Raw genomic sequence first — 24,726 nt, 5'->3', positions numbered from 1 at the left:
TTATGTTCCTACTTTTGGCGATAGGAGAAGTTAGCAATGGATGCTGAAATGGAGAAAAAACTAAATTTAGCGCTAGATTCTGCAATGGAAGAATTTCTTGAACCTAATGAAGAAGTTTTTCAGAGTAGCAGTCAAAGAAAGAAATTCTTTTTTGAATATACTCACAAGTATGATGCCATGTTTGATTCCTCCCAAAAGTGCATGTTTCTTGGATGTGGAAAACAGAGTATCCCGCACTCACACACTTTGCAAAAAAACGGAACTTTAAAATTCATCTCCCAAGACAATCACGTTCTTCATCCTTCCTTCAATAACAGAAAAGGGAAGATGGACATTGAACGAATGGGAATTAACACAGCATCATCCTTCCCCGGGTTTTGCTCAGATCACGAAAGTATTTTTCATACTTTTGAAAATACTAAAGAAATTCATAAGGATAAAGATATCCGTTTACAATTATTCCGGACTATTTGTAGAGAGTTACAAGTAAAAAAAATGATATTGTATCACCTTATCCTGCAAAAGAATGAGTACCACAGCCATCAACAAAGTCGATTTAAAGAAATCCTTCTTAAGCATTTGGGAGAATTAGATCTCGAGGAAAATGCTATTCAGAAGATAAACTTTCATCGCGTAGATGACAAATTATATTATTACAAAAATGAAATTAATGATTTAGAGAATTTTATAAGGTTCATTAGAGACAAATATTATAAGCCTTTTTCAATAGATATTCAAAAAGGTAAAGATAAGATATACTACCGAGCCTTAAACATACAGGACCTAAACATCCCTGTATGTTTAGCAGGTATCGGAGTATTTAACAAAGTTGAAATAAATAAGACAAAAAAAATAATATTTGTATTAAATGTAATACCTCAAAATAAAGGTACACTTGTCATTTTGGGGACAACAAAATCAAATAAGAAATATCTAGATAAGTATGCCAGATATTATTTTCAGGACGCATTGCTTACTTTAGTAATGATTGAAAGTTGGATGATCTATGTTTCAGATCATTGGTTTATTAAACAGAGTATATGGGAAGTAATCCCTAAAGAAAGAAGAGAAAAGATTCTAAGTGATATACTCAATTTAAACTATGGGCTCTTTGATAAATATACCCTTTCCATATTTGATGATATTAGGAGAGAGATTCTAAAAAAAATTGATCAAGAGAATAACTGGCACGATTTTAATAAAGAGACTATTGAATTTATTCAAAAAGAAAAAAATAAACTTAATCATGATCCCCAAATTTATGACCTTTATCCGGTAGAAGATTTATTAAAAACTAAAGGTTATGTTAATAACTAGAATACCAGTTGCTATTGAACTGATGCAAATCAGAGAGAGCACAATATGTCTGAAAATGGGACTTTGGATATAACACTAAATATGAGAGTTGATTAAAGAGAATAAGCTGTTAACCACTAAAGCTCTACAAAAGGCTTTAAAGGAGTTATTCGTTAAGACCTAGTAACCTATGCTAGGTCTTTTCATCATGCCCTTCTATATAAAAAAATTCTTAGAATTCAACTCTTGACATACGAACGTACGTTCTATACAATGAATAAGAACGTTCATAACGATATCACACAAACTAACAAACAGGAGGCTAAAATTTGACCACTGATCCAACGCGCAATCAATACCAAATCAAACTGTTCCATTTTAATGAGATCACAGTTATAGGTAACCAACTTTGCACACCACAATCCAGCACTCGTCTCATCACCGTATCGAACAGCATCTATCTCGATCAACTCAAACGAGTCGTTGCAGAACATGATCCTTTCGCTGATGTTACCGATGTTATCTTTATGCTCAAAGCTGATCAAATTGACGAAGATGATCCATCTCAACTTGCCTTGTTTGAAAGTATGTTACGAGAGGGAATCTACTATAATGGAAGAAAATATGTCCGTTCGATCAAGTCACCTGCGATGGGACGTACACAGCGAACAGAGTTCATCCAAGAAAAGTATATTGCTGATCTCTATCGACGCATTACACTAGGCAAAATGCCACCACTCACCAACATCCACAAGTGGGAAGCAGCACTTGGTGTGAGTCGTTCAGCAGCTCAGCCAGTCCCGTATATTCCACGTATCGTCGTTATTCCAGATTATGAAAAGGAAACAATCATCGAGGATGTATGGAAAGTAGAAAAGTGTGCTGAAGATTTGGAGCAGCAGAAGTTAATATTCAATGAAAAGACGAAGCAACGTGAATATTTCAAAGCGAAGAAAGAATTGAAACCATCTAAGGAACAATTACATAAGTTAGAACATATACCGAATAAAACGATCTCGTGGAATGGCCGCACAAAGTCTGTTCCTGATCAAAATGAATATAAAACTTTCATTGGATGGGATAAACAGAATCGTCGTGTGAAGCTAGAGGAGATTCCTATTCCTGCTCGTTCGGTTATGTACGATGAGTTGTACCCTTGCTATTCCATCGAGCAGACAGAAGAAATGCCAATCATCGCGATCAATGAAGAGTCCATCGGATTTAAGCGAGTGGAGTATCCAAACTACAAAAATAAGAATGTTCAGTTTTTCGATGGTCAAGGTTTAATGAGCTTTCAGTTTGCAGAGCGTATCGGACAGCACCTGAATCTATCCTATTCACCTAATGCAGTTCAGGGAAGACTTCCATATATTAAAGGTAACTTTATTCGATTCGATCTGTTGAATTGGTTCAAGGAAAACAACGTAACACAAATAATAGATGTTTTTGGTGAATCACAGCCGATCATCGATAAACAGGGTCGTCCTATTGATCTCATCCTCACCAAATCCTGCTTCAAAGCATGGCATCAATACATTGAAGGACAAGCTAAGCCGAATTGTTTGTTCGAGAGTATAACGGAATATGAAGCATTACTGAAAGTATATAATCATAATCACTTTTGGGTCGCCAATTATGCGAAGCCAGCATACCAGATGAACGCCTACACACCACTGACATACCAATATATTCATGCGCTGAATCTCACTTTGAACGATTTATTTCAATTAGCTACGCCTCTAATGGAAGTTATCAAACAAGTATTACATGGACAAAAGAATGACACCCATGGAAAATGGCTTCGAGATATTGCTTATACGAAAGCATTCCTACATATGTTAGTCCAAGAAGATGATGAACCCAAAGATGTAGATGAAGAATCCGATGAACAGGAAGATGAAATAGAACGGGGTCAGAAGAAACAATTTATCAATGAAATCATCCAAGCTATAGATTTGAATGAACTAATGCTGTATGACGGAAACGTCCGGAAATTTATCGTGAAGCAAGCCATGCTGAAATTACAGGATATGTTGAAAGGTCGCATCCCGATTCGAGGTAGCTACTTTTATCTAACCAATGATCCGATTGCGTTTATGGAGCATGCCAGCGGAAAACTAGTAACAGGTGTGCTGAAGAAGAACCAGGCTTTTATGAATCGGAAACAAGGAACTCACGCTTTATTCCGGTCACCGCTAACCATATTTAATGAAGTTGGCAAGTTAGATTTTGTACAAGTACATAACCGATATATACGTCATTTAGATAACATGATTGTGCTTAACTGTCATGATCTGAGTCTGATGAGACTTGGAGGAGCAGATGTCGATGGGGACACGGCTCTCTGTACGAATGATCTGACCATACTCAAGGCAGTGATTGATGCGCCTACGATCATAAATGAAGATGATAAAAAAGTAGCTGCTCCTGTACCAAATAATATGGACAGCATCGTCAATATGGAGCTAAAAAGTCTACATAATCTGACGGGTAGATGTACGAATGTGAATACGTATTTTCAGAATCTGGCTTTGGAGGAAGGTAGCCTTCAAGGACGCGTTTTGGAAAACTCAGTTTTAAAATTTCTCCAAGGTCAAATTATTGATGCAACGAAAAATGGACTGGAAGTAGAGATTCCATATGTGCTGGATCGTCTGGCTATCCGAATGCCGTATTTCTTCCGTTTTGTGAATGGTGGCAAAGCCGAGGATTATCAGAACTCGATGAAATCGCCGTTTAATCAATTTTGTGTCAAGGCGGAGAAGTACATAGATGACACGTTCAACATGAAAGATGGCAAACTGGATCAGTCGATTTTGGGCATCGAGAGTACGAGACAATTGTTACAGGATATGAAGAAGGTTAGCCAGCCCAAGTTTCTGAGCTATCTAGCGCTCATTGAGCCACTTTATACAGAATACAACGAGCAGAAAAGTCCCATTAATCATCGTCGAAAGCAATTTAATGAACTAAAAAAATGGGAACGAGATAATGATACTCGAAAAGCGATCAGTGCTGAATACACCAAGCTAAGAGAAAAATACAAAGCTCAGTGTGAAGAGATCTGTCCTTACCCTTCAATACTTGCCAGTGTTGCTGTCGAGATCGCGTACCAATCCTACAGAACCTACTCCTTTGGATGGCTGTTTGCAGATGGACTATTGGAAAATCTAAAGCAGCATGAAAATGTGATGAAGAGGGAAGTACGAAGAGTGAACCGGCTCACGAACCGTAATGTAGAAGGCAAGGAGCTTATCGTTCAAGCTGGCATCGCTACCATAGATAATGCGGAGTTTCCATTCCATATGCCGGACGGTGTTTATTCGTTATTTGAGATCATGGGACAATTCTTTATTGGATATGAAGCTGAAAGGGAAAGCGTAGTACAAACCAGTCATACGCCTTTTATGCTGAACGAGAAAAGTACAAGACGAACATTGAGGAATTATTCGCTCGGCTTCAGCACATTGAAAAAGTCGGAGGAAGAATCGCAGTCGGTAGCTGACCAGGTATTGGGCAAAAAATTACAGATTCAGGTGGTCGAGCATTGCTATGTTCATATTGTAGATGAGCAGGGGAAAGTGAAGTGTATCATTCCGAGAGATCAGGTCATTCGTCGAGATGAAGGGTTATCCTTATTAGATTTTGACGGAGCGACAATTGAATTTATCAGGATTGAGAAAGTCACGAAATCAAGCTTTAAGGCTATAGTCCATATCGAATAAATTGAATCATAGGTCTGTCATAATAGGCGCCTGTTAACACGGGCGCTTGGGTGACTACTAGAACGTTATTTATACGAATCCAAAAATAAAGGAGATATCATTATTTGAACATCACATTAAAATTAAGCCAGATTGTTACCAACCCAAATCAGCCACGCAAGCATTTTAACGAGGAGTCTTTGCAGGAGCTGGCAGCATCCATTGTAAGCGATGGTTTACAAGAAGCAATATTGGTCAGACCACAGGGAGATCAATATGAGATTGTTCAGGGGGAACGAAGATATCGAGCAAGTCAAATGGCTGGACTGGATACGATTGCAGTGAAAGTAAAGGAATTGAGCGATGAAGATGCTTTTCATTTATCTGTCATTGAAAATATCCAACGGGAACAAATGACTCCTATTGAAGAAGCTCATGCATTTTATGAGTATGTACAAAGAGGATACACACATGATCAAATTGCAAAAAAAGTAAGCAAAAACAGAGCCTTTGTTACAAGCCGCTTAAGACTATTAAAACTATTACCTTTTATTCACGATTGGATTGCAGAGGGGTATATTTCAGATGGTCATGCCAAGCAATTATTGAAAATGGAATCGTTTTTGAATAGATTGCTAAAAAACAAACCGACATCAAAATTCATTCATGAAGACGGTTCACAGAAAGAAGAATGTCATTTTGAAAACTATCAGTTGAAATTTCACAGTTCATTTTGGGAGAAGCATGATATAAAAAAAGAAAAACTAACCGTAAACGAAGTCAAGAGTTGGGTGGATGGTTGGCATTACGATTTAATTATCTCACCAATTTTGAATTATAAGGGACTTGGCTCTGTGGTTGTTTCTAAAAATAGAGGATTCGCTTTAACCGCTCAAATGGATTGTATTGTCAATCATCTTCATATCTCCAACATAACAGAAGAAGATATTGATTTTGCAGTTGTTTATGATTTGGAAAAAAATAAAGAACATTTTGATTCCGAATTCAGACCGTGGATGGTTGAAAAATTTTGGGATGAGATGCGAAATGAACTCTTTCACTCTGATATCAACATCGAAGAAAAATGGAATTTACATAGCTTTCAAGATGAATTGAAAAAATGTAAAAATTATAGCGATTCTTTAGAGGACAAGTCATTGGAAACGTTAACGGAAGAAATCAAATTTTATAAGCAACAATTAGATCATATTGCCAAAGAGAATCATGTTTCAATGGATGACATACTGGATGAATTGCTGGCCATGGAGTAAATGGTGTCACGTGACACATATAGCGCCTGTTAACACGGGCGCTTGGGTGACACTTGCTATAAAGGTGCGATCCACAAATGAGAGGAGTGAATCTGAGTGAGCTATTTTTATTGTTACGATGGTCAGATGATGCGGAAATTGCAGGGTAAAAATATCCGGTACATTACTCGCGCTTTGACGATTGAGAAGCATCAAAAATTTTGGCTGTACGCTATTAATGAAGAATTTCAACAGGCTTTAGAGGAAATCAAGAACCCGAAAATATAAGGAGTGAATCTAATTTGGCAGTGAATCAATGGAGCGATCTGGAAGCTTATATTTCTCATTCGCATATGAACAGTCTCCACGAAGAGGCGTTTATGGAAACATATCATGCATCATCAAGTTTTATACATAAGGGATTTCAAATGAATATGGATGAATCTGAACGTGAAGAATCCTATTTGTCATGGGTAGTTAATTCTGCTCCCGGTACAGGGAAAAGTACAGCATTAAATGTTCTATGCAAGAGTCTATTACAGAAAAATGCTTCAAATCAACTTGAAAATAAGTATCCGCTATTGCTTGTGTTTAATAATAACGACACGATGAAGAATAATGTATATAAGGATGTCTCTGAATTTGCCAAGCAACATGAAATACCAGACGCTATTGCATATGTCAATTCGGATGAGATTCATAAAGTGATAGATACCATGAGGAAATATCAAATTTTATGTATTCCTCAGCAGAGACTTCGAGATTTGATGTTAGATGATGAGCACATAAATAACTATTTATTATATTACCCGCAGCGAGCTAAGAATACGAAAGATGATGCCCGACAAAAAGAAGTACATAAGTGGAAACGATTGGTGATCATAGACGAGATGCCTATTTACTACGATAGTTGTGTCTGGGATATTGGCAGTAAAGACAATTCATTTGACTGGTTTGAGCATTTGGCAGATCGTATTCATTTAAGTAATCGCGAATTTAAGGAAGCTAGAGATATCCTGAGTGAGTTGATCAACTTGGAATTAAAGGACAATGTAACTTCCCACTCAACGTTACGATTGAATCGGTTTATTGAAGGCTCAGAAAGAGAACGGTTCTTCAATACCATCCTGGCTAAATTGGCTGATGCTAAAGGTGAACTTGAGGATATGAGAAGATACACGTGGTTTATGAAGATGTATTCAAAGGATCATGTTGGATGTATAGAACGAACGAATAAGCAAGCTATTATTTGCTCAGAGTGGCTAGACTATGGCCGTTTACATACCCATATACTGATTTTGGATGGGACAGCACATATCAGCCAAAGTATATATGAACGTTCTGGATTTGAACTGATCCCCATGACAAATGTTCATCGATATGCTGAGCGGTTGAATATTCGATGGAAAAATATAAATACATCCACAACATTATCTTACCGTGAACTAAAAGAAGTCAAGGAAGCAATAGCAGGAGATTTCTTGGAGATACAAAGTAAACTACAAGAAAAACGCCCAAGTTTCAAAATGATTGCATTACCTAAACAGGATGATATCGCATTTTATCACGCTGAGGGTGTAATTACGGACGAACAGCTCAAGCAATTTTTCACAATCAAGCAGAAGTCAGATGATGATATGAGGAAACATCTTTTTAATGTGGTAGGTAATAATGATTTTTCTAGCTTTAATGCGATGGCCTTGTTTGGTGTTCCCATTCGCCCACCTAGGCATTATAGGGAAATTGCTGTAGCCATGTATGGTGTAGACATCGATATATCCTTAAATGAGAATCGAAATAAAGGAAACTGGTTTACGGATGAGAGAATACAAAAACTATATATAGAAGATGTGCTGGCTAATCTCTCGCAAATTATTCATAGGACATCCTTACGCAATGTAAATTTAACCGAAGAAGTGGATATTGTAATGTACTCGAAACGGACAGAATGGTTAACACTGATGCAACAGGAATTTAGATTGCCGGATGAACGAGTCCATATGCATCAACTACATAATGAACTTCGATTTAAGAAAGCTTGTTCCAAGAAAATGATCGAAATGGTTAAGCTCATGGTGGGCAAGAAGAATATCAAGCTTACCGCTAAGGAAATAGGTGGAAAAGCACTATATCAGTGGTTTAGAGATAATTGGAAGGGAAATAGAAAGCAATTCATTTTGAGTGAGTTAAAGAATCATAATATATTGCTATTTGTAAAAACCTCAAAAGTTGGACGACAATATTGGTTATTTATGCTAGTGGATCAAGATGCATTCACCGATCACGTGGTTAGCGAGCATTATCGTAAACTATTGTAACAGTTCCAAAGGAAGATTTTCTCCCTAATAATAAGGGAAGATTTCTTCCTCTTATGATAAATTTGCAAATAAAGTGTCCAAAATGAGCCGCGAAGGGTGAATTGCCGAAGGCAAGAGGGAAACGGCGGCAGGTCGATGAATACCGTTTACGAAGCGTAGCGAAGTGGTTTTTATCGAGATGGTGAGAGAGTTTCCCCTTATATGGGTACAAACGTTAAGGTCAAAAGAAACCGTCAACAAAAATTTGTAAACAAATTATTTCTTTCCGTAGCCATCCAACAATAGTTGGCTGTCTTCATTTTATTTTTTTTAACATGACAGGTTGACGTGACCCTACTTTTCTATCTATAGGGGAAACTGGGGTCAGTCCATTGATATAGCCTAAACTTAGAAAGAATGAAATGAGAAATGGAGAAATGATGTTTACCTCATACCCAAGACACTTATTCATTTGTAGTCATGTTGCCTATTTTTAAAATTTGGCTGTTTTATACTGAAATTGATCTTGCTGAATATGGATTGGTATTTGCGAAATTTTAAACCACACAGATTAGTTGCTTAAGCTTACAAATTTGAAATGTGTCACGTGACACAATGAGCAGATTTACAATTATAGAATCATAACACGGGAACTCTGGCTACGAGCTAGGGTTCCTTTTTCATTTAGAGAGGAGAAATATAAATGCTATTAATGTTACAAGCATTAGTCATAGAAATCATACGCGCTTTCGCTTCGGTAAGTATGCTTTGTGGCTTGATTTGGACGATTCAGTTTTCAAAAGTCAGTGTGGAAAGGGGAATGAGCTGGATCGGAAAGCAAATTCGAAAACGTAGAAATGCTGATACCTTCCATAAATAGGAGTATTGAGAATTATGGATTTACAGAAAAGGAGCAAATTCTATAAATGAAATGGATGAAATTGAAGATTGATCAACTGGTACATGCCGAATATAATCCAAGGAAGGATTTAAAAGCGGGTGATCCAGAGTTTGAAAAGATCAGGAATAGTGTCGTCGAATTCGGTTATTGTGAACCAATTATTTGTAATAGTGATTATACCATTGTAGGAGGCCACCAACGTGCCAAAGTGTTGAAGGCACTCGGATACGATGAAGTCGATTGCGTCATAGTCGATGTGAATAAGTCGAAAGAGAAAGCCCTGAACATAGCGCTTAACAAAATTACAGGGGAGTGGGACTTTGAAGCATTGGCTGCATTATTAGATGAGTTGAAAGAAGCAGATTATAATATTGAGCTAACCGGCTTTGATTGGTCTGAAGCGGAGAAGTTGTTGGATACGCTACATGAAGAAACAGCCGATGATGAGGATGATTTTGATTTAGAAGAAGCATTACCTGAACATCCAATAACTCGAAAAGGCGACATTTGGCTACTTGGGAAGCATAGGCTCATATGCGGTGACTCGACTAATCCGCAGGATATCGTTTCAATGTTGATGGATGGGAAGAAGGCTCAGCTCATTGTGACTGATCCACCTTATAATGTGGACTATACAGGTAAGACCAAGGATGCTTTGAAAATTGAGAACGACAAGATGGATGACGACCAGTTTTATGATTTCCTATTGGCAGCCTATACTCAAATGTTTGAAGTAGCTGATGATGGAGCAAGTATTTATGTGTTCCACGCAGATAGTGAAGGTTTGAATTTTAGGAAGGCATTTATCGAAGCTGGATTCAAACTAGCACAATGCTGTATATGGGCCAAACAAGCGATGGTAATGGGTAGACAAGATTATCACTGGATGCACGAACCTGTATTGTACGGTTGGAAGCCAACAGGAGGACACTATTGGAACAGTGATCGTAAGCAAACGACATTGTGGCAATTTGATCGCCCCTTTCGGAATGAATATCATCCCACGATGAAGCCGATTCCCCTGATTAGCTACCCGATTAAAAATTCGAGCAAGTTTGGTGATATTGTGTTTGATCCATTTGGTGGTTCAGGTTCAACGTTGATTGCTTGTGAGGAAACGGATCGGATTTGCTATACGAGTGAGCTTGATCCTAAATATGTTGATGTGATTGTGAAGCGATATATTGCCCATGTTGGCGATTATAGCGGCGTGTATCTGGTTCGAGATGGTAATCAGTATGGTTATCATGAAGTTGTTGCTGAGTCGGCAAGGTCAGAGGTATCATGTGCTGACTAAACCGAAAGGGTGATTGAATTGGGTAAGGCAAAAGTGAATATGGTGATTCGGTTCCTAAAGGGCATGCAAGCCGAAAAGGTAAATGTGCTAGGGGCTGAGGAGGCTCAAGAGGATAACGAGTTGATTCAAAAGGTGATTGAGGATATCGAGTTGTTTTACGAGGCTGAATTGGAAGGGTAAGCTGATACATATGGGGAATGGGCTATCATAGTCTGTTCTCTTTTTTTGATGTCGGCGATATAGTTACTACTTATAGGGAAAAGAAGGAATTACATTCAAATTTGTTGAATTAAATCTGATAAGATAAATCAACATGTTCAACAGCATGAAAAGGGGAGCTAGATGATCTGGAATATAAGAAATCTTGTCACATTTGTATTTGTCATTGTCATGTGGATGATTGTGGATCGTTTACACATCAATAATGCGTTAGCTTTTATAATCATTTTCATCCTGATGTTTTTGATACTATATATGCCTATTCTTTTTACTGTATTATGGGATTCTAATTTGAAGAGAATTGAAAAGTTTTTACTGTCGCGAAAGAGTAAGCCAGAATACCATCTATTTTATGCTCTAGCCCATGAAATCGATGAAGAAGTAGAAGACTCAATCCGACTATTGCTCCATAAGTATAAGGGAATTCACAAACAAGCGTTATATAAAACCGTTTTTGCTTTCTATAAAAAAGAAATTCTGACGGTTAAAGAAGAAATCGAATTGATCAAACCACCTGCATATAAAAATTACTATCGAGCTATCGTGTGTATAGAAGAAGGAAATAATACGGAAGCTCTCAAAATCATTCATGAGATTCCAACGCCATGGATGAAAAACGCGCTTCTTTCCGAATTGGAGTTGAAATCAAATCATTATGCAGATGCCATTGAACTAGCACAACAAGCCTTGCATCAATCCAAAGGTTTACAAAAGTATGTGTTATTTAAAACGTATCAACGGAAATTCCCAGAGATGCAGCCTGCTAAGGAATGGTAACCTTAAAAACAGAAGTCTATGCACATTCGCATAGGCTTTTTTTCGTGATGGAGGTGAGTTAATGAGTAAGAATAGTAACAATCCAAAAAGAAATAAACCTAAAATACTGACCAAATATGATCAATTTGTTGTGCCAAGGCTCAGGGATATTCCTGTTTGGGTACGTGAAGGAGCAACAGATGAGGAGATTGCTAAGCGATTAAATATTCATATTTGGACATTAGGCGATTACCGAAGGAAGCATCCTAAATTTGCGGAAGCATTGGAACGTCCAACCAAGTGGGAAACACATGTATATCCTAGACTTGCGGAAATCCAAGTATGGTTTGAAGAAGGTATGAACGCGGAGGACATTATCAGGAAACTCGATATAGGTAAAACGACTTGGTACGAGTATATTGATAAACATCCGATGCTGGCTGAACTAGTCAAATGGAGCAAATCTGTCCCCATATCCCACGTGGAAAATTCACTTTTAAAAGCAGCTACAGGATATGAATATGAAGAAATAAAAACGATTATTGAAGAGGACAAAAATGGAAAAAAGAAGACGCGCATTGAGAAAGTGAAACGATATCAGCCTCCCAATCCGACAGCGATGATCTTCTACTTAAAGAACCGCGCACCAAATGAGTGGAATGATCGACGTGAGCTGGTGGTGAATACGAAGGCATTGGAACAGGAGCGGAAGCAGCTATTTCTAGATATGATCGAAGCCGATGTAGTGGATGCCGATTATGAAGCTATTGAGGAATCAGTGGATATTGAGGAAGGATACGTAGAGTCAGATGACTTGTAGCCATAACGTTATGCAGTCAGTATTTGTATAGATAAACGCCAGTTTCAGCCCTGATATAGCCTGTAAATGGCCCAAATTCAGTGCATAAGATAAGTTATGTAATCAGTGGACTTTGCCCCACATCAACGGTATGATGTGACACACGAGCGGAAAGGTGGGGGCAAAGATGGAGTATATTCAAGGGTTTGAAGCATATCTACGGAGCAAGGATCGAAGCAAGAACACAGTTTCGTGCTACATCCGGGACGTGTTGCAGTTCACAGCTTGGTATCAAAGGAAAACGGAATATGGACTGGATCAGTGGATTGAACTGGATGGCGTAGAATACAAGAAATATCTGCAAAGCACCAACCAAGCGATACTGACCATCAATCGTAAGATCGCTAGTATCAACGTATTTTCCCGGTGGATGTACCAGCAAGGAAATATTAAGGAAGAAATACATATCGAAGCGGTCAGGAACAAGGTTGTTCACCAATACAAAGGGTTAGCGGAAAAGGATTTGTGGAAGCTGCGGAATGAAATTCACCGGATGGGCAATCGAATCCATATCTGTATGATTGAATTGTTGCTGGGAACAGGGATACGAGTAAGCGAATTGGTTGGCATCAAGCTGAAGGATATTGAAATAAGTGAACGCAAAGGATTATTGAAGGTATTTGGCAAAGGAAACTCCTTCCGCACCATTCCATTAAATAAGGAAGTGCGAAAAGCCATTACCCGATATCTCGAAGTCAGGCCACAAGTGGAATCAGAATATCTATGTATTGGTCAGCGTGGAGCATTGGAACGAAATGCGATTAACCTGATCCTGAACAAATACGGAGATAGAATCAACGTGAAGGTCACGCCACATATGCTCAGACATACACTTGGCTATAAGCTGGTAAAAACGACTCCATTGACGACCATCCAGCAAATCCTTGGACATGACCACGTAGCAACTACCAATATCTATACCTTAACAACGCAGCAGGATATGGCTGAAGCCTTAGCAAATATCGAGTGGTGAGAAGCCACTCTTTTTGTCGTGGATGGAGGGGTTCTTCTATGTAGATAAACGGAGCCGCCAGCAAAGGGAGCAGAAATTTTTGTGATGATTTTATAGTGAATATGAGAAAGGAGCCACAACAATTGAAACGATAAACCAAGAACAACAACGCCAAACCGAATTGCTTAAGCAGTATATGGAGAAGCATTTCAAGCCGCCCAAAATGAAACAACTGATCGAAACGTTCTCTTTCTCTGAACTAAGAAAGCTTATCGGTGAGATGGACATTGAATTTTTTGCATTGGCCTATTTTCCTAAATATTTTGATCGAGCGTTTGGACAGTTTCACAAAGAGTTATTTTCGGAATTAAGACATATGCTTGCGAATACAGGACTGATTACGGCTTTCGGCCTCCCTAGAGAGCATGGAAAGTCCACGATCAGTTCCTTTTTATTTCCGTTGTATGCTACTTTATATGATAAATCACAGTTTACATTGATTATATCTGCCACAGAACAAATTGCTCTTCCATTCCTCGATATGATCAAAGATGAGCTGGAAACCAATCAGATGCTGATTGAGGATTTTGGGATTCGTAAAGGGAGCCGCTGGAACAACAATGAAATATGGCTCAAGAGTAAAGGTGGACTGGATTCTTGCATTATGATTCGTGGGATTGACGGTAGCTTGAGAGGAATTCACTATAAGCATCATCGTCCTACCTTGGTTCTAATGGATGATTTGCTCAAGGAGGATACGGCTCGATCCGAAGCTAAACGAGAACAAATTAAAAATACGTTTACGGATGTCATTCTGCCTATTGGGACAAGGAATACGAATATTCTGATCTGCGGAACGATTTTGAATGAAGAAGATATTATGGCCGATCTGCTCAAAGGTAAAATCCCAGGTGTGCGAAGTGTCCGTAAAGCAGCCGTGCTTCAATTTTCAGAACGAGATGATCTGTGGTCAGAGTGGGAACGAATGTATAATAACTTGCAAGACGAGGACAGGATCAATACTGCCTTGTCTTTTTTTATGGCGAATGAGGAGGAAATGCTGGAGGGTACGAAAATTCTATGGAACGAGTATTTGGACTATTATTATTTGATGTGCAAAAAGCAAGCGATGGGTGAAAAGAGTTTCTATAAAGAGTTACAAAATGATCCGCGCTCGACCGATGAGTACATATTTCAGAATCTCATGAATTGGGACAGGTTGCCTGAGTTTGAGGATATGGAAATGGCGATGTATATTGATCCAGCGATTAAAGCCGGAAAGAAGAATGACTATTCGGCCATTTCGATTATTGGACAGCATCGCAAAACAAAGCAGATGTATGTGATCGATGGCAATATCTATAAACTGTTGCCGGATGATTTGTTTCAAGTAGCCATTGAAAAATTGAAGCTTTACCCTGTAGATAAACTGGGTTTTGAAGTGAATCAAGCACAAAGCTATATGAAGCAGAAATTTGAAGAAGAGTTATGGAAAGCGAAGATACATACACCTGTAGAAAGTGTGCATTCAAAAGGGCAGAAGCATGAACGTATTATTAGCTTGGAACCGGAAATCAAGAAGGGACATATTCTGTTCAATGAAGATAACCTCAGATACAATCATCAGGTGAAGGACTACAATCGCAATTGTACATATGATGACGCGCCAGACAGTTTATATGGGGCTGTCCAATTGATTCAGTCGGTCAAGAGTCTAAAATTTTATGATCGCAGCTTGTTATTTTGAAGCTTCTGCTAGATATTCATTCATTATTTTGATCCGACCTCGGTAAGCTAACGAGTAGGAAAACGCAACAAATTTTATCCAATAGCGTCTAAATATGGAGGGGAGTTACTGTGCAACAAATTTAACCAAAAAGGGAGCTATCATTTATGAAAAAAGCATTCTTTGGGTTTTTTCTTGTAATCTTTTTATTTATTCCATCGTCAACTACTTATGCAGCAGAAAGTCAAATCAAAGTTGATGGTGTTGCTATTGCATCCGATGTGAAGCCCGAAATTAAGAACAAACGTACAATGATACCTCTACGTGTCATTAGTGAAAATTTGGGAGCTAGGGTCGAATGGTCCAATTCAAAGGTTATTCTCACTAAAAGCGATATGAAAGTAATGTTAACACTGAACAGTAGTACAGCGGAGAAGAACGGTAAAAAGATGCTGCTTGATGTAAAACCATACATGAAAAATAAGCGCATATTTGTTCCACTTCGTTTTATTGCAGAGACGTTTGGATGCAATGTCAATTACAGCAACTTTGCAGTAGCTGTTAATACTGAGCCATTGTTTATAGATGGTGTACAAGTAAAAGCATTACAACATGAATACCATATGACTTTGGGCGGCGTAGTTCAGCAGATTAATGGAAATGCATATAACAAAACGATCTATAATATTTTTGTAAAAAACAAAGGTAAAAAGGTCGAAGCACCTGCAGACTACTCTTGGAGAGGTACTAGTGACACACTTGGGTCCTATTATAAAAATGCACAATATGATTTTCTAGACCCAAAAGGGAACAGCTTAGTTCGTTTTGATGTTTATTCTTTATTTCGTTCTTTTCCATCTGAACCTTTAACAGGATACCCAGAGATTTTGATTCATGACGTATCTAAAGATGAGTGGTACTTATTTAGCGATACCGCAAATCGATCCATTGAAGAGTTAATTTATACCGCTGAAAAGAACGGTTTTATGAAGGTTATAAGTAATACAGTTGTATAAAGTGATTTTTTCTTATTACACTAATTGGAAACGATAGTTGACGAGCTTGTAATAGTATATCGATGCCAATAGATGCTTGTTATAGTCCCCGTTTGGCTTAATCACGGGTATGTAAGGAGGTTAATATTCTATGGACGGCTGGAATGAGGAGAAGGCTCTGGAACAGAGTGATATTCATCAATTGAGTGGTGAGATCTATCAGATCCTACACGAGAGGATTGACAAGCTAGGTGTAGCATATGGCATCGTTAGTGAATTTAGTTATAACCCTGAGGAACCACCGTTCTGGACTATTACTATCGAGGACTATGAAACTGTCCTTACCTTGGCCATCTTGTTCCAATATAAGAAACAGCATAGAAATTTGAAGGATGCGTTAACTCATTTTATGCGCGATCACTTCCCATACTTCACTTAAGCAGAGTATCAACGGTGAAAGGAAATTCAACTAACGGGGACACGTTAATTCAACAAGGAACTACCCAGTAAAGGTGGTTCTTTTCTTTATTCAAGCAACAATTACTTAACCTATTTTGAAAGGAAGCATGTATTTGCAAATTACGGAACAAATCGTATTAAAGTGTCTAAATGAACTCCACTCGATTACATTAGTTAAACAGAAATATGCAGATTACTATAATGGTCAGCATGCTATTCTCAAGAACTATGCGATGCAAGAAAGCCGAAGCAATCAAAAGCTCATTTTCAATTTCCCACGTAAGTTCGTGGATAATGAAGTTGGCTACCTGCTCGGTAAGCCAGTGAACTATGTGTCCAAGTCAGATCAGGATGAAGCCATACATAATATCGATGTACATATGAGTCATTGGGATAAGGAGCATAATCTACAGCTTCGAAAACAATCCGAAATCTTTGGAGAGAGCTTTGAGTTGAATTATATTGATTCGGATGGCCAGTTTTCAGCGACGGTGCTATCCCCTTTGAATGCCTATGTACTGGAAGATGGAACAGCAGAACAAAATGTATTACTTGGTCTACATAAATTTACCCGGCGATTTAATAAGGAAGTGTACTTGGACGTGTATACTGATCATGAAATTCTACACTATACAATCGGCAACGACGACAAACACAATCGGAGTAGGTCGAACCAAATATCTGAATTAAAATATATCGGCAAACATAATCACATCTTTGGAAGAGTACCGCTCATCTCCTGTCTAGCCAATACGGAGAGAAAAAGTGGCTTCCATGATGTGATTTCTTTATTTGATGCCTATAACGCATTGAATTCCGATTTGGTCAATGAAATTGCAGATCACCGCAATGCCTACCTGGTGATTGAGAATGCCAAACTGGAAGCAGAGGACTTATTGAATATGAAGAAGATGGGTATTATTCAGGTTCCCGCTGGTGGGAAGGTAAGTTGGCTTACGAAAGAGATTAACGATTCCTTTGTGAAGAATGAATTGGATAACATCGAACGCAAAATTTTCGACATGATGGATCAGGTTAATTTCAATGAAAACTGGGCCAGTAATACATCTTCCTTAGCTCTACGAAATAAGTTGCTGAATTTAGAGAATCGAGTAGCAATGCGTGAAGCCTTAATGGAAAAGACAATCAAGCAGCGATTACGGAATTTCTTCACGTTCCTGCAAATTAAAGAAGGCGTTCAATATGATTACCGGGATATTGCGGTTAAGTTTACTCGCAACTTGCCGACAGATTTGGTTGGGATGGCAGATGTGATTGTGAAACTGAAAGAAGTGGTCTCACAGGAAACATTGCTGACGTTGCTTCCGTTTGTAGAGAATCCGAAACTGGAATTCAATAAATTTCATTCGGAGCAGCAACGATTAATTGCTACGGATAAGGAGATCTCAAATGCAGAATAAAAATAGCATCAAGCGACTGGTGAAGAATAATTGTGCTTGTTATCTCGGAGCAAAGCACGGTATTCAAAACTATTGCTGTTTACAGGATGGCCCATGTGTATTTTTTGCTCAAGATGATGGTCTGCCCCGTTGTACATATTTTGAAAATGGAGTGCTGCCAATGGATGAGAAGCTGGAGCGAGAATATAAGTCTGATCGGAATGTAGAGGTTGGGTTTAATACAGCAAAACCGAGGGTGAACTGTACACGTTGTGGAGGAACATTTTCGGCAAATTCGAATCGGCAGAAATACTGTGACAAGTGTAGAGGTAGGGCGAGAAAAGAAAGTATCAGGATGCGTGTTCGGAAGTTCAGACAAAAAGACAGCTCGATGTAACGCTTTAGAGGTTGAAAAAGTCATATAAACAAAGGGTTAAAAATAGGCGGAAATGAGGAGTTGGTATGCTTGTACCTTTTCGTCACTTTTGCGTTTTCTAATGCGTTACATGATTGTCTTGAACATGATATTCAATATGATACAGTTTCAGCATACATATACGTTTCTGAGGTTTAGGTAAGCAATAGGGTGGATGTAACGCTTTAGGCTATCCAAAATACGCATAAACAAAGGATGAAAAACAGGCAAAAGTGGGGAGTTGGTATGTTTGTACCTTTTCCTCGTTTTTGTTATTTCTAAAGCGTTACATTGCTGTCCTGAGCATGACATTAAAAGGCTCCATACATAAGCGTGTTTGGTTCTGAGGAGTCGGATGGGCAATAAAGGAGATTAACGAAAATGAAATTAGAACAAGTGAAGCAGTTGATCGAAGAAAACCAAACGAATGAGGAATGGAAAACGTTTCTTCAGAGTTTGAATCCGTATAGTGTAGAAGGGATAGAGCGATATATCCAATCCAACAAGGAAGCAAAAAGTTGGCTCGATAACACGGTAGACAAGCGATCCGCTAAATCGCTGGAAACGTGGAGAGCCAATCATCTGGAAAGTGCAGTGGACGCTGAGATCAAGAAGCGATTCCCAGCTAAGGATGAGAAAGAAATTGAAGTCGAGAAGCTGCGAGCCGAAGTGGAGAATATGAAGCTAGAGAAGCAGCGTGAACGGTTAACCAGCCAAGCGATTAAAATTGCATCCGAAAAGAAACTTCCACTCCCGTTAGTGGATTTTTTTATTGGTACAGATGAAGACGCAACGACAGCGAATTTAGATATGTTGGAACAATCGTTACAACTGGCAATTCAACAGCAAGTCGAGCAACGACTCAAAGGAGATGGCTATACACCTCCGGCTGGTTCAACAGGTAGCACATTTACATTGGATTCGATCAAAGGAATGTCCCAAAACGAGATTAATCAGCATTGGGATCAAGTCAAACAAGCATTACAAAACAAATAATAATCAATAGAAAAGGACAGGGTGATTAGATATGTCAGTACAAAATTTTATTCCTACCATTTGGAGCGCACGTTTAAATGAAAGCTTGAAGAAGAATCTGGTGTATGGGAAAGTGGTCAACACCGATTACGAAGGGGAAATTCAAGGTCAAGGTTCCACCGTGAAAATAAATTCGATTGGGGCAATAACGATTGGCAACTATGACAAAGTTGCAGGAATCGGGAATCCACAGGAACTGGATGCTACGCAAAAGACGCTGGTGATCGATCAGGCGAAGTATTTCAATTTTCAAGTGGATGATGTGGATGCTGCTCAAGCGAATGTGAATCTACTGGATGGTGGGATCGTAGAAGCTTCGTATGGGCTTGCTAATGTGGTGGATCAGTATCTCGCTGGATTTTATACTGAGGTTAGAGCTGAGAATACAATCGGTAATGATACAACACCTATAACTCCAACGAAAGATACGGCCTATGATTTACTGATTGATCTAGGCGTACTATTGGACGAAAATAATGTACCTGAAACGGAACGATTTGTGGTGGTTCCCGCATGGTACTATGGCTTGCTGCTGAAAGATGCACGTTTTACCAAAGACCCAAATATCATCCGCACAGGCTATGTAGGAGATATTGATGGCATGACCGTTTATAAATCAAACAATGTGCCGAACACAGCAGGAGCCAAGTATAAAATTATTGCAGGTCATAAGAGTGCCATTTCGTTTGCCGGACAAGTGGATTCGGTGGAAGCCTTCAGACCAGAGAAACAATTTTCAGATGCAGTGAAAGGATTACAAGTATTCGGAGCTAAATGTATCAAGCCGGAAGCTCTCGCTGTACTCACAGCCAATAAGTCTTAATTGAAAGTGGATGATATGCAAACACATTATAATAGAAGAAACACGTTTAGGGTGTCTGCTTTGGATGCCCTTATTTTCATTTTTGGAGGGTGATAAGATGTGGTTTTTGAATCAGGAAACAGACTGCACATGGGAAGTAACAGATCAGGAGTTAATGCTGCGGTTACAGGCTAGTGGGCATTATGAGCAAGTGGAGGAATCTCAACCAGATGAGACTAAGCAAGAAGCAGCCCAAACGAAAGTACAAGCTACCAAGAGCATGAAGCGTACCGAGAAGGCACAGGTAAAGGAGGAACAGGAGATAGCAAATGAGTGAGCTAATGGATTTGATGAAACGATTATTAGGCATGGAACCAACAGACATATCTAAGGATGATATCCTGATCCATTATTTGAATAAAGCGAGGAGTAACATTTATGGCTATTGTAATGTTTCAACACTACCAGTGGAATATGATGATGTTATGGTCGATTATGCGGTGTATCTCTATAAAAATCGGGATTCGGTTGGTCTAATAGATAAACAGGAGGGAGAGCGATCTGCTACCTATGAAACAGGCATTCCGACAAGTATTCGATTGGCTCTTCCTCTACCTAAAATCAAGGTCGGAACAGATTAATGTTCTATGATACAAAGCTGGAGATTTTGGATGTTACTCATTTCAACTCTGTTATGTTAGTAACGGCAGATGTACAACCAAATCGTAAAAGCTTTTCATTTGAAGATGGTTACATACTAGAGACGACATATCGAGCTTTCTGTCCAATGGAATCCTTATTGCAATTAAACGGCTATGTTCGAATTGGCAAGGATATTTTTATTATTTTGGATAAGAAAGAATGGAGCGATTATATGGAGTTATATCTGTATCGCTGTAAGCAGGATTTTGCAATGGAGGTGAAGGAGTGACACGGAGCTTAGAACCCATGCTGGATTTCTTTCTACGAGAGAAGGGAGAGCTTGTACATATCAAGGATATGCGACAGCTTGCTCTAATTCAGGATGCGACAAATACCATTCAAATGACCGATGAAAAAATTATTCGTGCAGCAACACCTTTACATACAGGAGATATCGTGGATTATGGTTATGAACGGTATCTGATCACCAGTCAGGTGGATCGAAATGAACAGTCTTGTCGAGGCAGAATGAAAAAGTGTAACCAACGGCTGGCTCTAAACTGGAATGGAGAGGTGAAATGGTTTGATGCTGTGGTGGAAGCCAGAACATTTTCAACGGAAACAGGTAAAGTTATCTCCATGCCAGAGGGAAATATTATGGTTAGTCTACAGGACAATGCAGATACGAGGGGCATTACATTAAGCCAACGGTTTTATATGACTCATCAGCCATTTAAAATAGTCGGAATGGATTGCACGATGAATGGCATCATCCAATTAAGCTGCACATTAGATAGCATAAATACAGCTTACGATGATGTAGGACATAACATAGCTGACCGTTGGAAATATGAGATTGCTCATACATACGCATTACAAATCAATCAGGAGACGATAGCTCATGTGCTGATCAACAAAACAATACAGTTGAATGTGACTGCTACGGATAATGGGAGTGAGATGGTGAATCCAGCGATTACCTATATATCTAGTGATCCAAGTGTAATTAGTGTAGACCAGCAAGGTCAGGTGATGGGTATCGCTTTGGGACAAGCAAGCATTACCGCAAAATTAACGTATCACCCAACAGTACTAAGTACCATTGAAATGAGAGTTGTCGAAACAGGAACACATTTCTATACGATAACCATTACCGGCAATTCATTTCTAAAAACAGGCCAAAGCGCCTCATACGTTAGTCATATTTATGATCATGGAATAGAAGTGTTTGACCAGTCTGTAGGGTGGAGTCTACAAAATCAGGATCATTCAACTCCGATCATGGGGAGCATAACAGCCAATACAGGAAATAGTGTAACCATAAAAGCTGGAAGTAGTAGTGGGGCGAATAACAAAGCCCTTGTACTGACTGCCACCTTAGTAAGCGATCCTAGCATGACAATAGAAAAGACCATTAGCCTTAAGAATTTATTCTAAGTTTTATATCTATCGGCTTGCCTTTGTGGTGAGCCATTTTTATTTCAAAGGAGCACATACATATGCAACGAAAATCTATTGATTATCTACTGAGTCTAAGCCTGTTAAAACAATTGAGATCACAACATGTCATTACAGAAGAAGAGTTCATAGCGATTGATGAGCTTAATAAAAAGTCTTTCAAGTGCCTATAACATGGGCAGAAATGGACTTGATGATGTGCCGCACGCATTATAACATGTGACCGTATAAAGAAGATATCGAAGGGAGAAACGTCTATGGCACAAGCCGCAACCGCAAAAAAAGTCGTGATCGTTCCCATTAAAACGATGGACATCGTAGAGGGAATTCAATCTATTCAAAAGAAGAAAGTCGCTGCCTATTGCCGGGTCAGTACCGATTCCGAGGAGCAAAAGGAGAGCTATACCAATCAGGTGAATCACTATACTCAACACATTCAAAACAACTTGGAATGGGAAATGGCTGATATTTACGCAGATGAGGGCATCAGTGGAACCAACACCAAAAATAGAACGCACTTTAATCGGATGATACAGGATGCCCGAAATGGTAAACTGGATCTCATTCTGGTCAAGTCGATTTCGAGATTTGCGAGGAATACACTGGATTTATTGAAATATGTACGGGAACTGAAAAGTCTCGGAGTGGCTGTATTCTTTGAACGAGAGAACATTAATACACTCGATACAACTGGTGAAGTATTACTGACCATCCTGAGTTCTCTTGCCCAAGACGAGAGTCGAAACATTTCGGAAAATAGTCGATGGGGAATATTACGTGGCTTCCAAAACGGCAAAGTCTTTTGCAACACGAATCGCTTCCTTGGCTATGATAAGGATGAACAGGGTGAATTGGTCATTAATGAGAAGGAAGCCGAGATTGTACGGCGAATTTACGAAGAGTATTTGGATGGCAAAAGCTATCAGGCGATTGCTAGAGGATTGATGCGAGATCACATCAAAACGGCTGCGGGAGGCAGTAGATGGTGGGATTCCTCGATTACATTAATATTAACGAATGAGAAATATTACGGAGCCTTGCTTCAGCAAAAGACGGTGACTGTAGATTTTTTGACTCACAAACGAATCAGGAATAAAGGACAGGAGCAGCAATATTTAATTGAGGATAACCACGAGCCGATTGTATCCAAGGAAATATTTGAAGCGGTACAAAAAGAGAAGGCACGACGCGCCAAGCTAAAAGGTAATGTCATGGGGGAGAGTAAAAGATACTCCAGCAAATACGCACTGAGCAGTAAAGTATATTGTGGATGCTGCGGGACCATTTTTAAACGGCGAACCTGGAACAGCAATAACCCATCCAAGAAGGTCGTATGGCAATGCAAAACGTATGTCAATGAAGGGAAAGCAGCATGTGATACCAAATCGGTTGATGAACAAGTTTTACATTCCGCGTTTGTACGATTGTTTAACCGGATGTATGAGAACAAGGAAAGATTCATGAAGACGCTGAAAGGAAATATTGTATCGGTACTTTCCAGCAAAGTAGGGCAAGAACAGTTATTAGACATTGAAGGAAAGATGCAACAATTGAAATCCGACTTGAAGGAATTAGTGAATCTCAAGCTACGGAATCAGATTGATGAGATTGTATATGGTGAAGAAACGAATAGACTTTCTAGTGAGCTAAACGAGCTACGGCAACAGATGCTGATATTAGAGGAGGAAGAGGATCAGAAGGAAAAAATTAAGGAACGAGTCGATGAGATTATTCAGCTTTTAAGCTCACAGCAAGATATACTGGAACAATTTGATGATAACCTATTTAATGCGTTGGTGGAGAAGATCACGATCCTCTCACCAGCGCATTTTGTTTTTACCTTGAAAAGTGGAATGAGCATGGATGAAATCATTTAAGGTTAATAGAACATTGTTAAATGAATTTATGGACTAGAGAAAGCATAGGCTGAAACGATTAATGAGCTAACGAATAGTTGTGGGTTGTATGACGGGAAGGATCAATCGAATCCCGTCTTTAACTCCTTCCATATAGATGGATTGCTTGTCCTGACTTAGCTGATAACCTATAGCTTCTTCCCATTCGGATAGCAGTTGCTGAACATCCTCATTTTGATTCATTTTGAATTGATCCATTTGCGTAAATAAGTTTTTTTCCTCAGATGAACATGAAGCTTGTTCACTGGCAAGCTCTAATTGATAAAAACGTTGGCGTAACGCTTCGAGAAACCAATCTGGCCAATTTGACATAGCATATTTCCCTCCCGTGGTTGAAGTGTGTGTAT

The 24,726-nt window shown here is 39.0% G+C and carries 24 protein-coding genes; 23 read left to right on the top strand and 1 reads right to left on the bottom strand.

The features are described from left to right. Positions 1-36: 36 nt before the first annotated feature. The 23 genes from MKX46_RS07920 (at position 37) to MKX46_RS07810 (ending at position 24,340) form a co-directional block, all read left to right on the top strand. A complete protein-coding gene (locus tag MKX46_RS07920) occupies positions 37-1,317 on the top strand; it encodes a hypothetical protein (RefSeq protein ID WP_341071104.1) in 1,281 nt (426 codons plus the stop codon). Positions 1,318-1,625: 308 nt separating this feature from the next. Beyond that, entirely contained in the window at positions 1,626-5,021 is a 3,396-nt protein-coding gene (locus MKX46_RS07915; RefSeq protein WP_341071102.1) for an RNA dependent RNA polymerase, read from the top strand. Positions 5,022-5,125: 104 nt separating this feature from the next. Beyond that, positions 5,126-6,271, top strand: a complete 1,146-nt coding sequence (locus MKX46_RS07910; RefSeq protein ID WP_341071101.1) for a ParB/RepB/Spo0J family partition protein — start codon at positions 5,126-5,128, stop codon at positions 6,269-6,271. A 96-nt stretch (positions 6,272-6,367) separates the two neighbouring features. After that, a complete protein-coding gene (locus MKX46_RS07905; RefSeq protein ID WP_341071100.1) occupies positions 6,368-6,538 on the top strand; it encodes a hypothetical protein in 171 nt (56 codons plus the stop codon). Positions 6,539-6,552: 14 nt separating this feature from the next. Next, positions 6,553-8,568 (top strand): hypothetical protein, encoded by a 2,016-nt coding sequence (locus MKX46_RS07900; RefSeq protein WP_341071099.1) that lies wholly within the window; start codon positions 6,553-6,555, stop codon positions 8,566-8,568. Positions 8,569-9,473: 905 nt separating this feature from the next. Further along, positions 9,474-10,745 (top strand): site-specific DNA-methyltransferase, encoded by a 1,272-nt coding sequence (locus MKX46_RS07895; RefSeq protein ID WP_341071098.1) that lies wholly within the window; start codon positions 9,474-9,476, stop codon positions 10,743-10,745. Between the two features lie 18 nt (positions 10,746-10,763). Beyond that, positions 10,764-10,925 carry a hypothetical protein gene (locus MKX46_RS07890; RefSeq protein WP_167438494.1) on the top strand — a complete coding sequence of 54 codons (162 nt, stop codon included), beginning with the start codon at positions 10,764-10,766 and terminating at the stop codon, positions 10,923-10,925. A gap of 162 nt (positions 10,926-11,087) precedes the next feature. Then, the gene (locus tag MKX46_RS07885; protein WP_341071097.1) at positions 11,088-11,741 is read left to right on the top strand and encodes a hypothetical protein; all 654 of its coding nucleotides are present in this window, start codon (positions 11,088-11,090) and stop codon (positions 11,739-11,741) included. Positions 11,742-11,802: 61 nt separating this feature from the next. Beyond that, positions 11,803-12,540: a transposase gene (locus MKX46_RS07880; protein WP_341071095.1), complete on the top strand. Its 738-nt coding sequence runs from the start codon at positions 11,803-11,805 to the stop codon at positions 12,538-12,540. A gap of 166 nt (positions 12,541-12,706) precedes the next feature. Next, positions 12,707-13,552 carry a tyrosine-type recombinase/integrase gene (locus tag MKX46_RS07875; protein WP_341071094.1) on the top strand — a complete coding sequence of 282 codons (846 nt, stop codon included), beginning with the start codon at positions 12,707-12,709 and terminating at the stop codon, positions 13,550-13,552. Between the two features lie 175 nt (positions 13,553-13,727). Continuing rightward, positions 13,728-15,278, top strand: a complete 1,551-nt coding sequence (gene terL, locus MKX46_RS07870; RefSeq protein ID WP_341071093.1) for a phage terminase large subunit — start codon at positions 13,728-13,730, stop codon at positions 15,276-15,278. Positions 15,279-15,424: 146 nt separating this feature from the next. Beyond that, complete coding sequence (locus MKX46_RS07865; protein WP_341071092.1) at positions 15,425-16,273, top strand: copper amine oxidase N-terminal domain-containing protein; 849 nt, start codon at positions 15,425-15,427, stop codon at positions 16,271-16,273. Between the two features lie 130 nt (positions 16,274-16,403). Further along, positions 16,404-16,691, top strand: coding sequence for a hypothetical protein (locus tag MKX46_RS07860; RefSeq protein WP_336078129.1), 288 nt, complete (start codon positions 16,404-16,406; stop codon positions 16,689-16,691). Between the two features lie 133 nt (positions 16,692-16,824). Continuing rightward, a complete protein-coding gene (locus MKX46_RS07855) occupies positions 16,825-18,132 on the top strand; it encodes a phage portal protein (RefSeq protein WP_341071091.1) in 1,308 nt (435 codons plus the stop codon). Then, complete coding sequence (locus MKX46_RS07850; RefSeq protein WP_341071090.1) at positions 18,122-18,508, top strand: hypothetical protein; 387 nt, start codon at positions 18,122-18,124, stop codon at positions 18,506-18,508. Before MKX46_RS07855 ends, MKX46_RS07850 begins: the two co-directional genes overlap by 11 nt. A 399-nt stretch (positions 18,509-18,907) precedes the next feature. After that, positions 18,908-19,522: a DUF4355 domain-containing protein gene (locus tag MKX46_RS07845; protein WP_341071089.1), complete on the top strand. Its 615-nt coding sequence runs from the start codon at positions 18,908-18,910 to the stop codon at positions 19,520-19,522. Positions 19,523-19,553: 31 nt separating this feature from the next. Then, positions 19,554-20,384, top strand: coding sequence for a phage major capsid protein (locus MKX46_RS07840; protein ID WP_341071088.1), 831 nt, complete (start codon positions 19,554-19,556; stop codon positions 20,382-20,384). A 97-nt stretch (positions 20,385-20,481) separates the two neighbouring features. Next, positions 20,482-20,700 (top strand): hypothetical protein, encoded by a 219-nt coding sequence (locus MKX46_RS07835; protein WP_341071087.1) that lies wholly within the window; start codon positions 20,482-20,484, stop codon positions 20,698-20,700. Next, entirely contained in the window at positions 20,693-21,004 is a 312-nt protein-coding gene (locus MKX46_RS07830) for a phage head-tail connector protein (protein ID WP_341071086.1), read from the top strand. Before MKX46_RS07835 ends, MKX46_RS07830 begins: the two co-directional genes overlap by 8 nt. Further along, entirely contained in the window at positions 21,004-21,294 is a 291-nt protein-coding gene (locus tag MKX46_RS07825; protein ID WP_341071085.1) for a hypothetical protein, read from the top strand. Before MKX46_RS07830 ends, MKX46_RS07825 begins: the two co-directional genes overlap by 1 nt. After that, positions 21,291-22,442, top strand: coding sequence for an Ig-like domain-containing protein (locus MKX46_RS07820; RefSeq protein ID WP_341071084.1), 1,152 nt, complete (start codon positions 21,291-21,293; stop codon positions 22,440-22,442). Before MKX46_RS07825 ends, MKX46_RS07820 begins: the two co-directional genes overlap by 4 nt. Positions 22,443-22,504: 62 nt before the next feature. Continuing rightward, positions 22,505-22,636 carry an SHOCT domain-containing protein gene (locus MKX46_RS07815; RefSeq protein WP_341071083.1) on the top strand — a complete coding sequence of 44 codons (132 nt, stop codon included), beginning with the start codon at positions 22,505-22,507 and terminating at the stop codon, positions 22,634-22,636. Between the two features lie 84 nt (positions 22,637-22,720). Next, positions 22,721-24,340: a recombinase family protein gene (locus MKX46_RS07810; RefSeq protein WP_341071082.1), complete on the top strand. Its 1,620-nt coding sequence runs from the start codon at positions 22,721-22,723 to the stop codon at positions 24,338-24,340. A 66-nt stretch (positions 24,341-24,406) separates the two neighbouring features. Here the strand turns inward: MKX46_RS07810 and MKX46_RS07805 are convergent, their stop codons facing one another. Continuing rightward, on the bottom strand, positions 24,407-24,691 hold the full coding sequence (locus MKX46_RS07805) for a hypothetical protein (protein WP_318627467.1): 285 nt from the start codon (positions 24,689-24,691) through the stop codon (positions 24,407-24,409). Between the last annotated feature and the right edge of the window lie 35 nt (positions 24,692-24,726).

The organism is Paenibacillus sp. FSL P4-0113 (assembly GCF_038009305.1).
Lineage (GTDB): Bacteria > Bacillota > Bacilli > Paenibacillales > Paenibacillaceae > Paenibacillus > Paenibacillus polymyxa_D.
The sequence above is the reverse complement of the archived record's forward strand: the minus strand, read 5'-3'. Positions and strand labels throughout refer to the sequence as shown.

Bases quoted from the DNA above. Each gene is read 5' to 3' on its own strand.
- MKX46_RS07895 (WP_341071098.1), top strand. From the start codon at position 9,474: ATGAAATGGATGAAATTGAAGATTGATCAACTGGTACATGCCGAATAT.
- MKX46_RS07840 (WP_341071088.1), top strand. From the start codon at position 19,554: ATGTCAGTACAAAATTTTATTCCTACCATTTGGAGCGCACGTTTAAAT.
- MKX46_RS07835 (WP_341071087.1), top strand. From the start codon at position 20,482: ATGTGGTTTTTGAATCAGGAAACAGACTGCACATGGGAAGTAACAGAT.
- MKX46_RS07830 (WP_341071086.1), top strand. From the start codon at position 20,693: ATGAGTGAGCTAATGGATTTGATGAAACGATTATTAGGCATGGAACCA.
- MKX46_RS07920 (WP_341071104.1), top strand. From the start codon at position 37: ATGGATGCTGAAATGGAGAAAAAACTAAATTTAGCGCTAGATTCTGCA.
- MKX46_RS07880 (WP_341071095.1), top strand. From the start codon at position 11,803: ATGAGTAAGAATAGTAACAATCCAAAAAGAAATAAACCTAAAATACTG.
- MKX46_RS07885 (WP_341071097.1), top strand. From the start codon at position 11,088: ATGATCTGGAATATAAGAAATCTTGTCACATTTGTATTTGTCATTGTC.
- MKX46_RS07865 (WP_341071092.1), top strand. From the start codon at position 15,425: ATGAAAAAAGCATTCTTTGGGTTTTTTCTTGTAATCTTTTTATTTATT.
- MKX46_RS07805 (WP_318627467.1), bottom strand. From the start codon at position 24,691: ATGTCAAATTGGCCAGATTGGTTTCTCGAAGCGTTACGCCAACGTTTT.
- terL (WP_341071093.1), top strand. From the start codon at position 13,728: ATGGAGAAGCATTTCAAGCCGCCCAAAATGAAACAACTGATCGAAACG.
- MKX46_RS07845 (WP_341071089.1), top strand. From the start codon at position 18,908: ATGAAATTAGAACAAGTGAAGCAGTTGATCGAAGAAAACCAAACGAAT.
- MKX46_RS07815 (WP_341071083.1), top strand. From the start codon at position 22,505: ATGCAACGAAAATCTATTGATTATCTACTGAGTCTAAGCCTGTTAAAA.
- MKX46_RS07810 (WP_341071082.1), top strand. From the start codon at position 22,721: ATGGCACAAGCCGCAACCGCAAAAAAAGTCGTGATCGTTCCCATTAAA.
- MKX46_RS07850 (WP_341071090.1), top strand. From the start codon at position 18,122: ATGCAGAATAAAAATAGCATCAAGCGACTGGTGAAGAATAATTGTGCT.
- MKX46_RS07875 (WP_341071094.1), top strand. From the start codon at position 12,707: ATGGAGTATATTCAAGGGTTTGAAGCATATCTACGGAGCAAGGATCGA.
- MKX46_RS07860 (WP_336078129.1), top strand. From the start codon at position 16,404: ATGGACGGCTGGAATGAGGAGAAGGCTCTGGAACAGAGTGATATTCAT.
- MKX46_RS07825 (WP_341071085.1), top strand. From the start codon at position 21,004: ATGTTCTATGATACAAAGCTGGAGATTTTGGATGTTACTCATTTCAAC.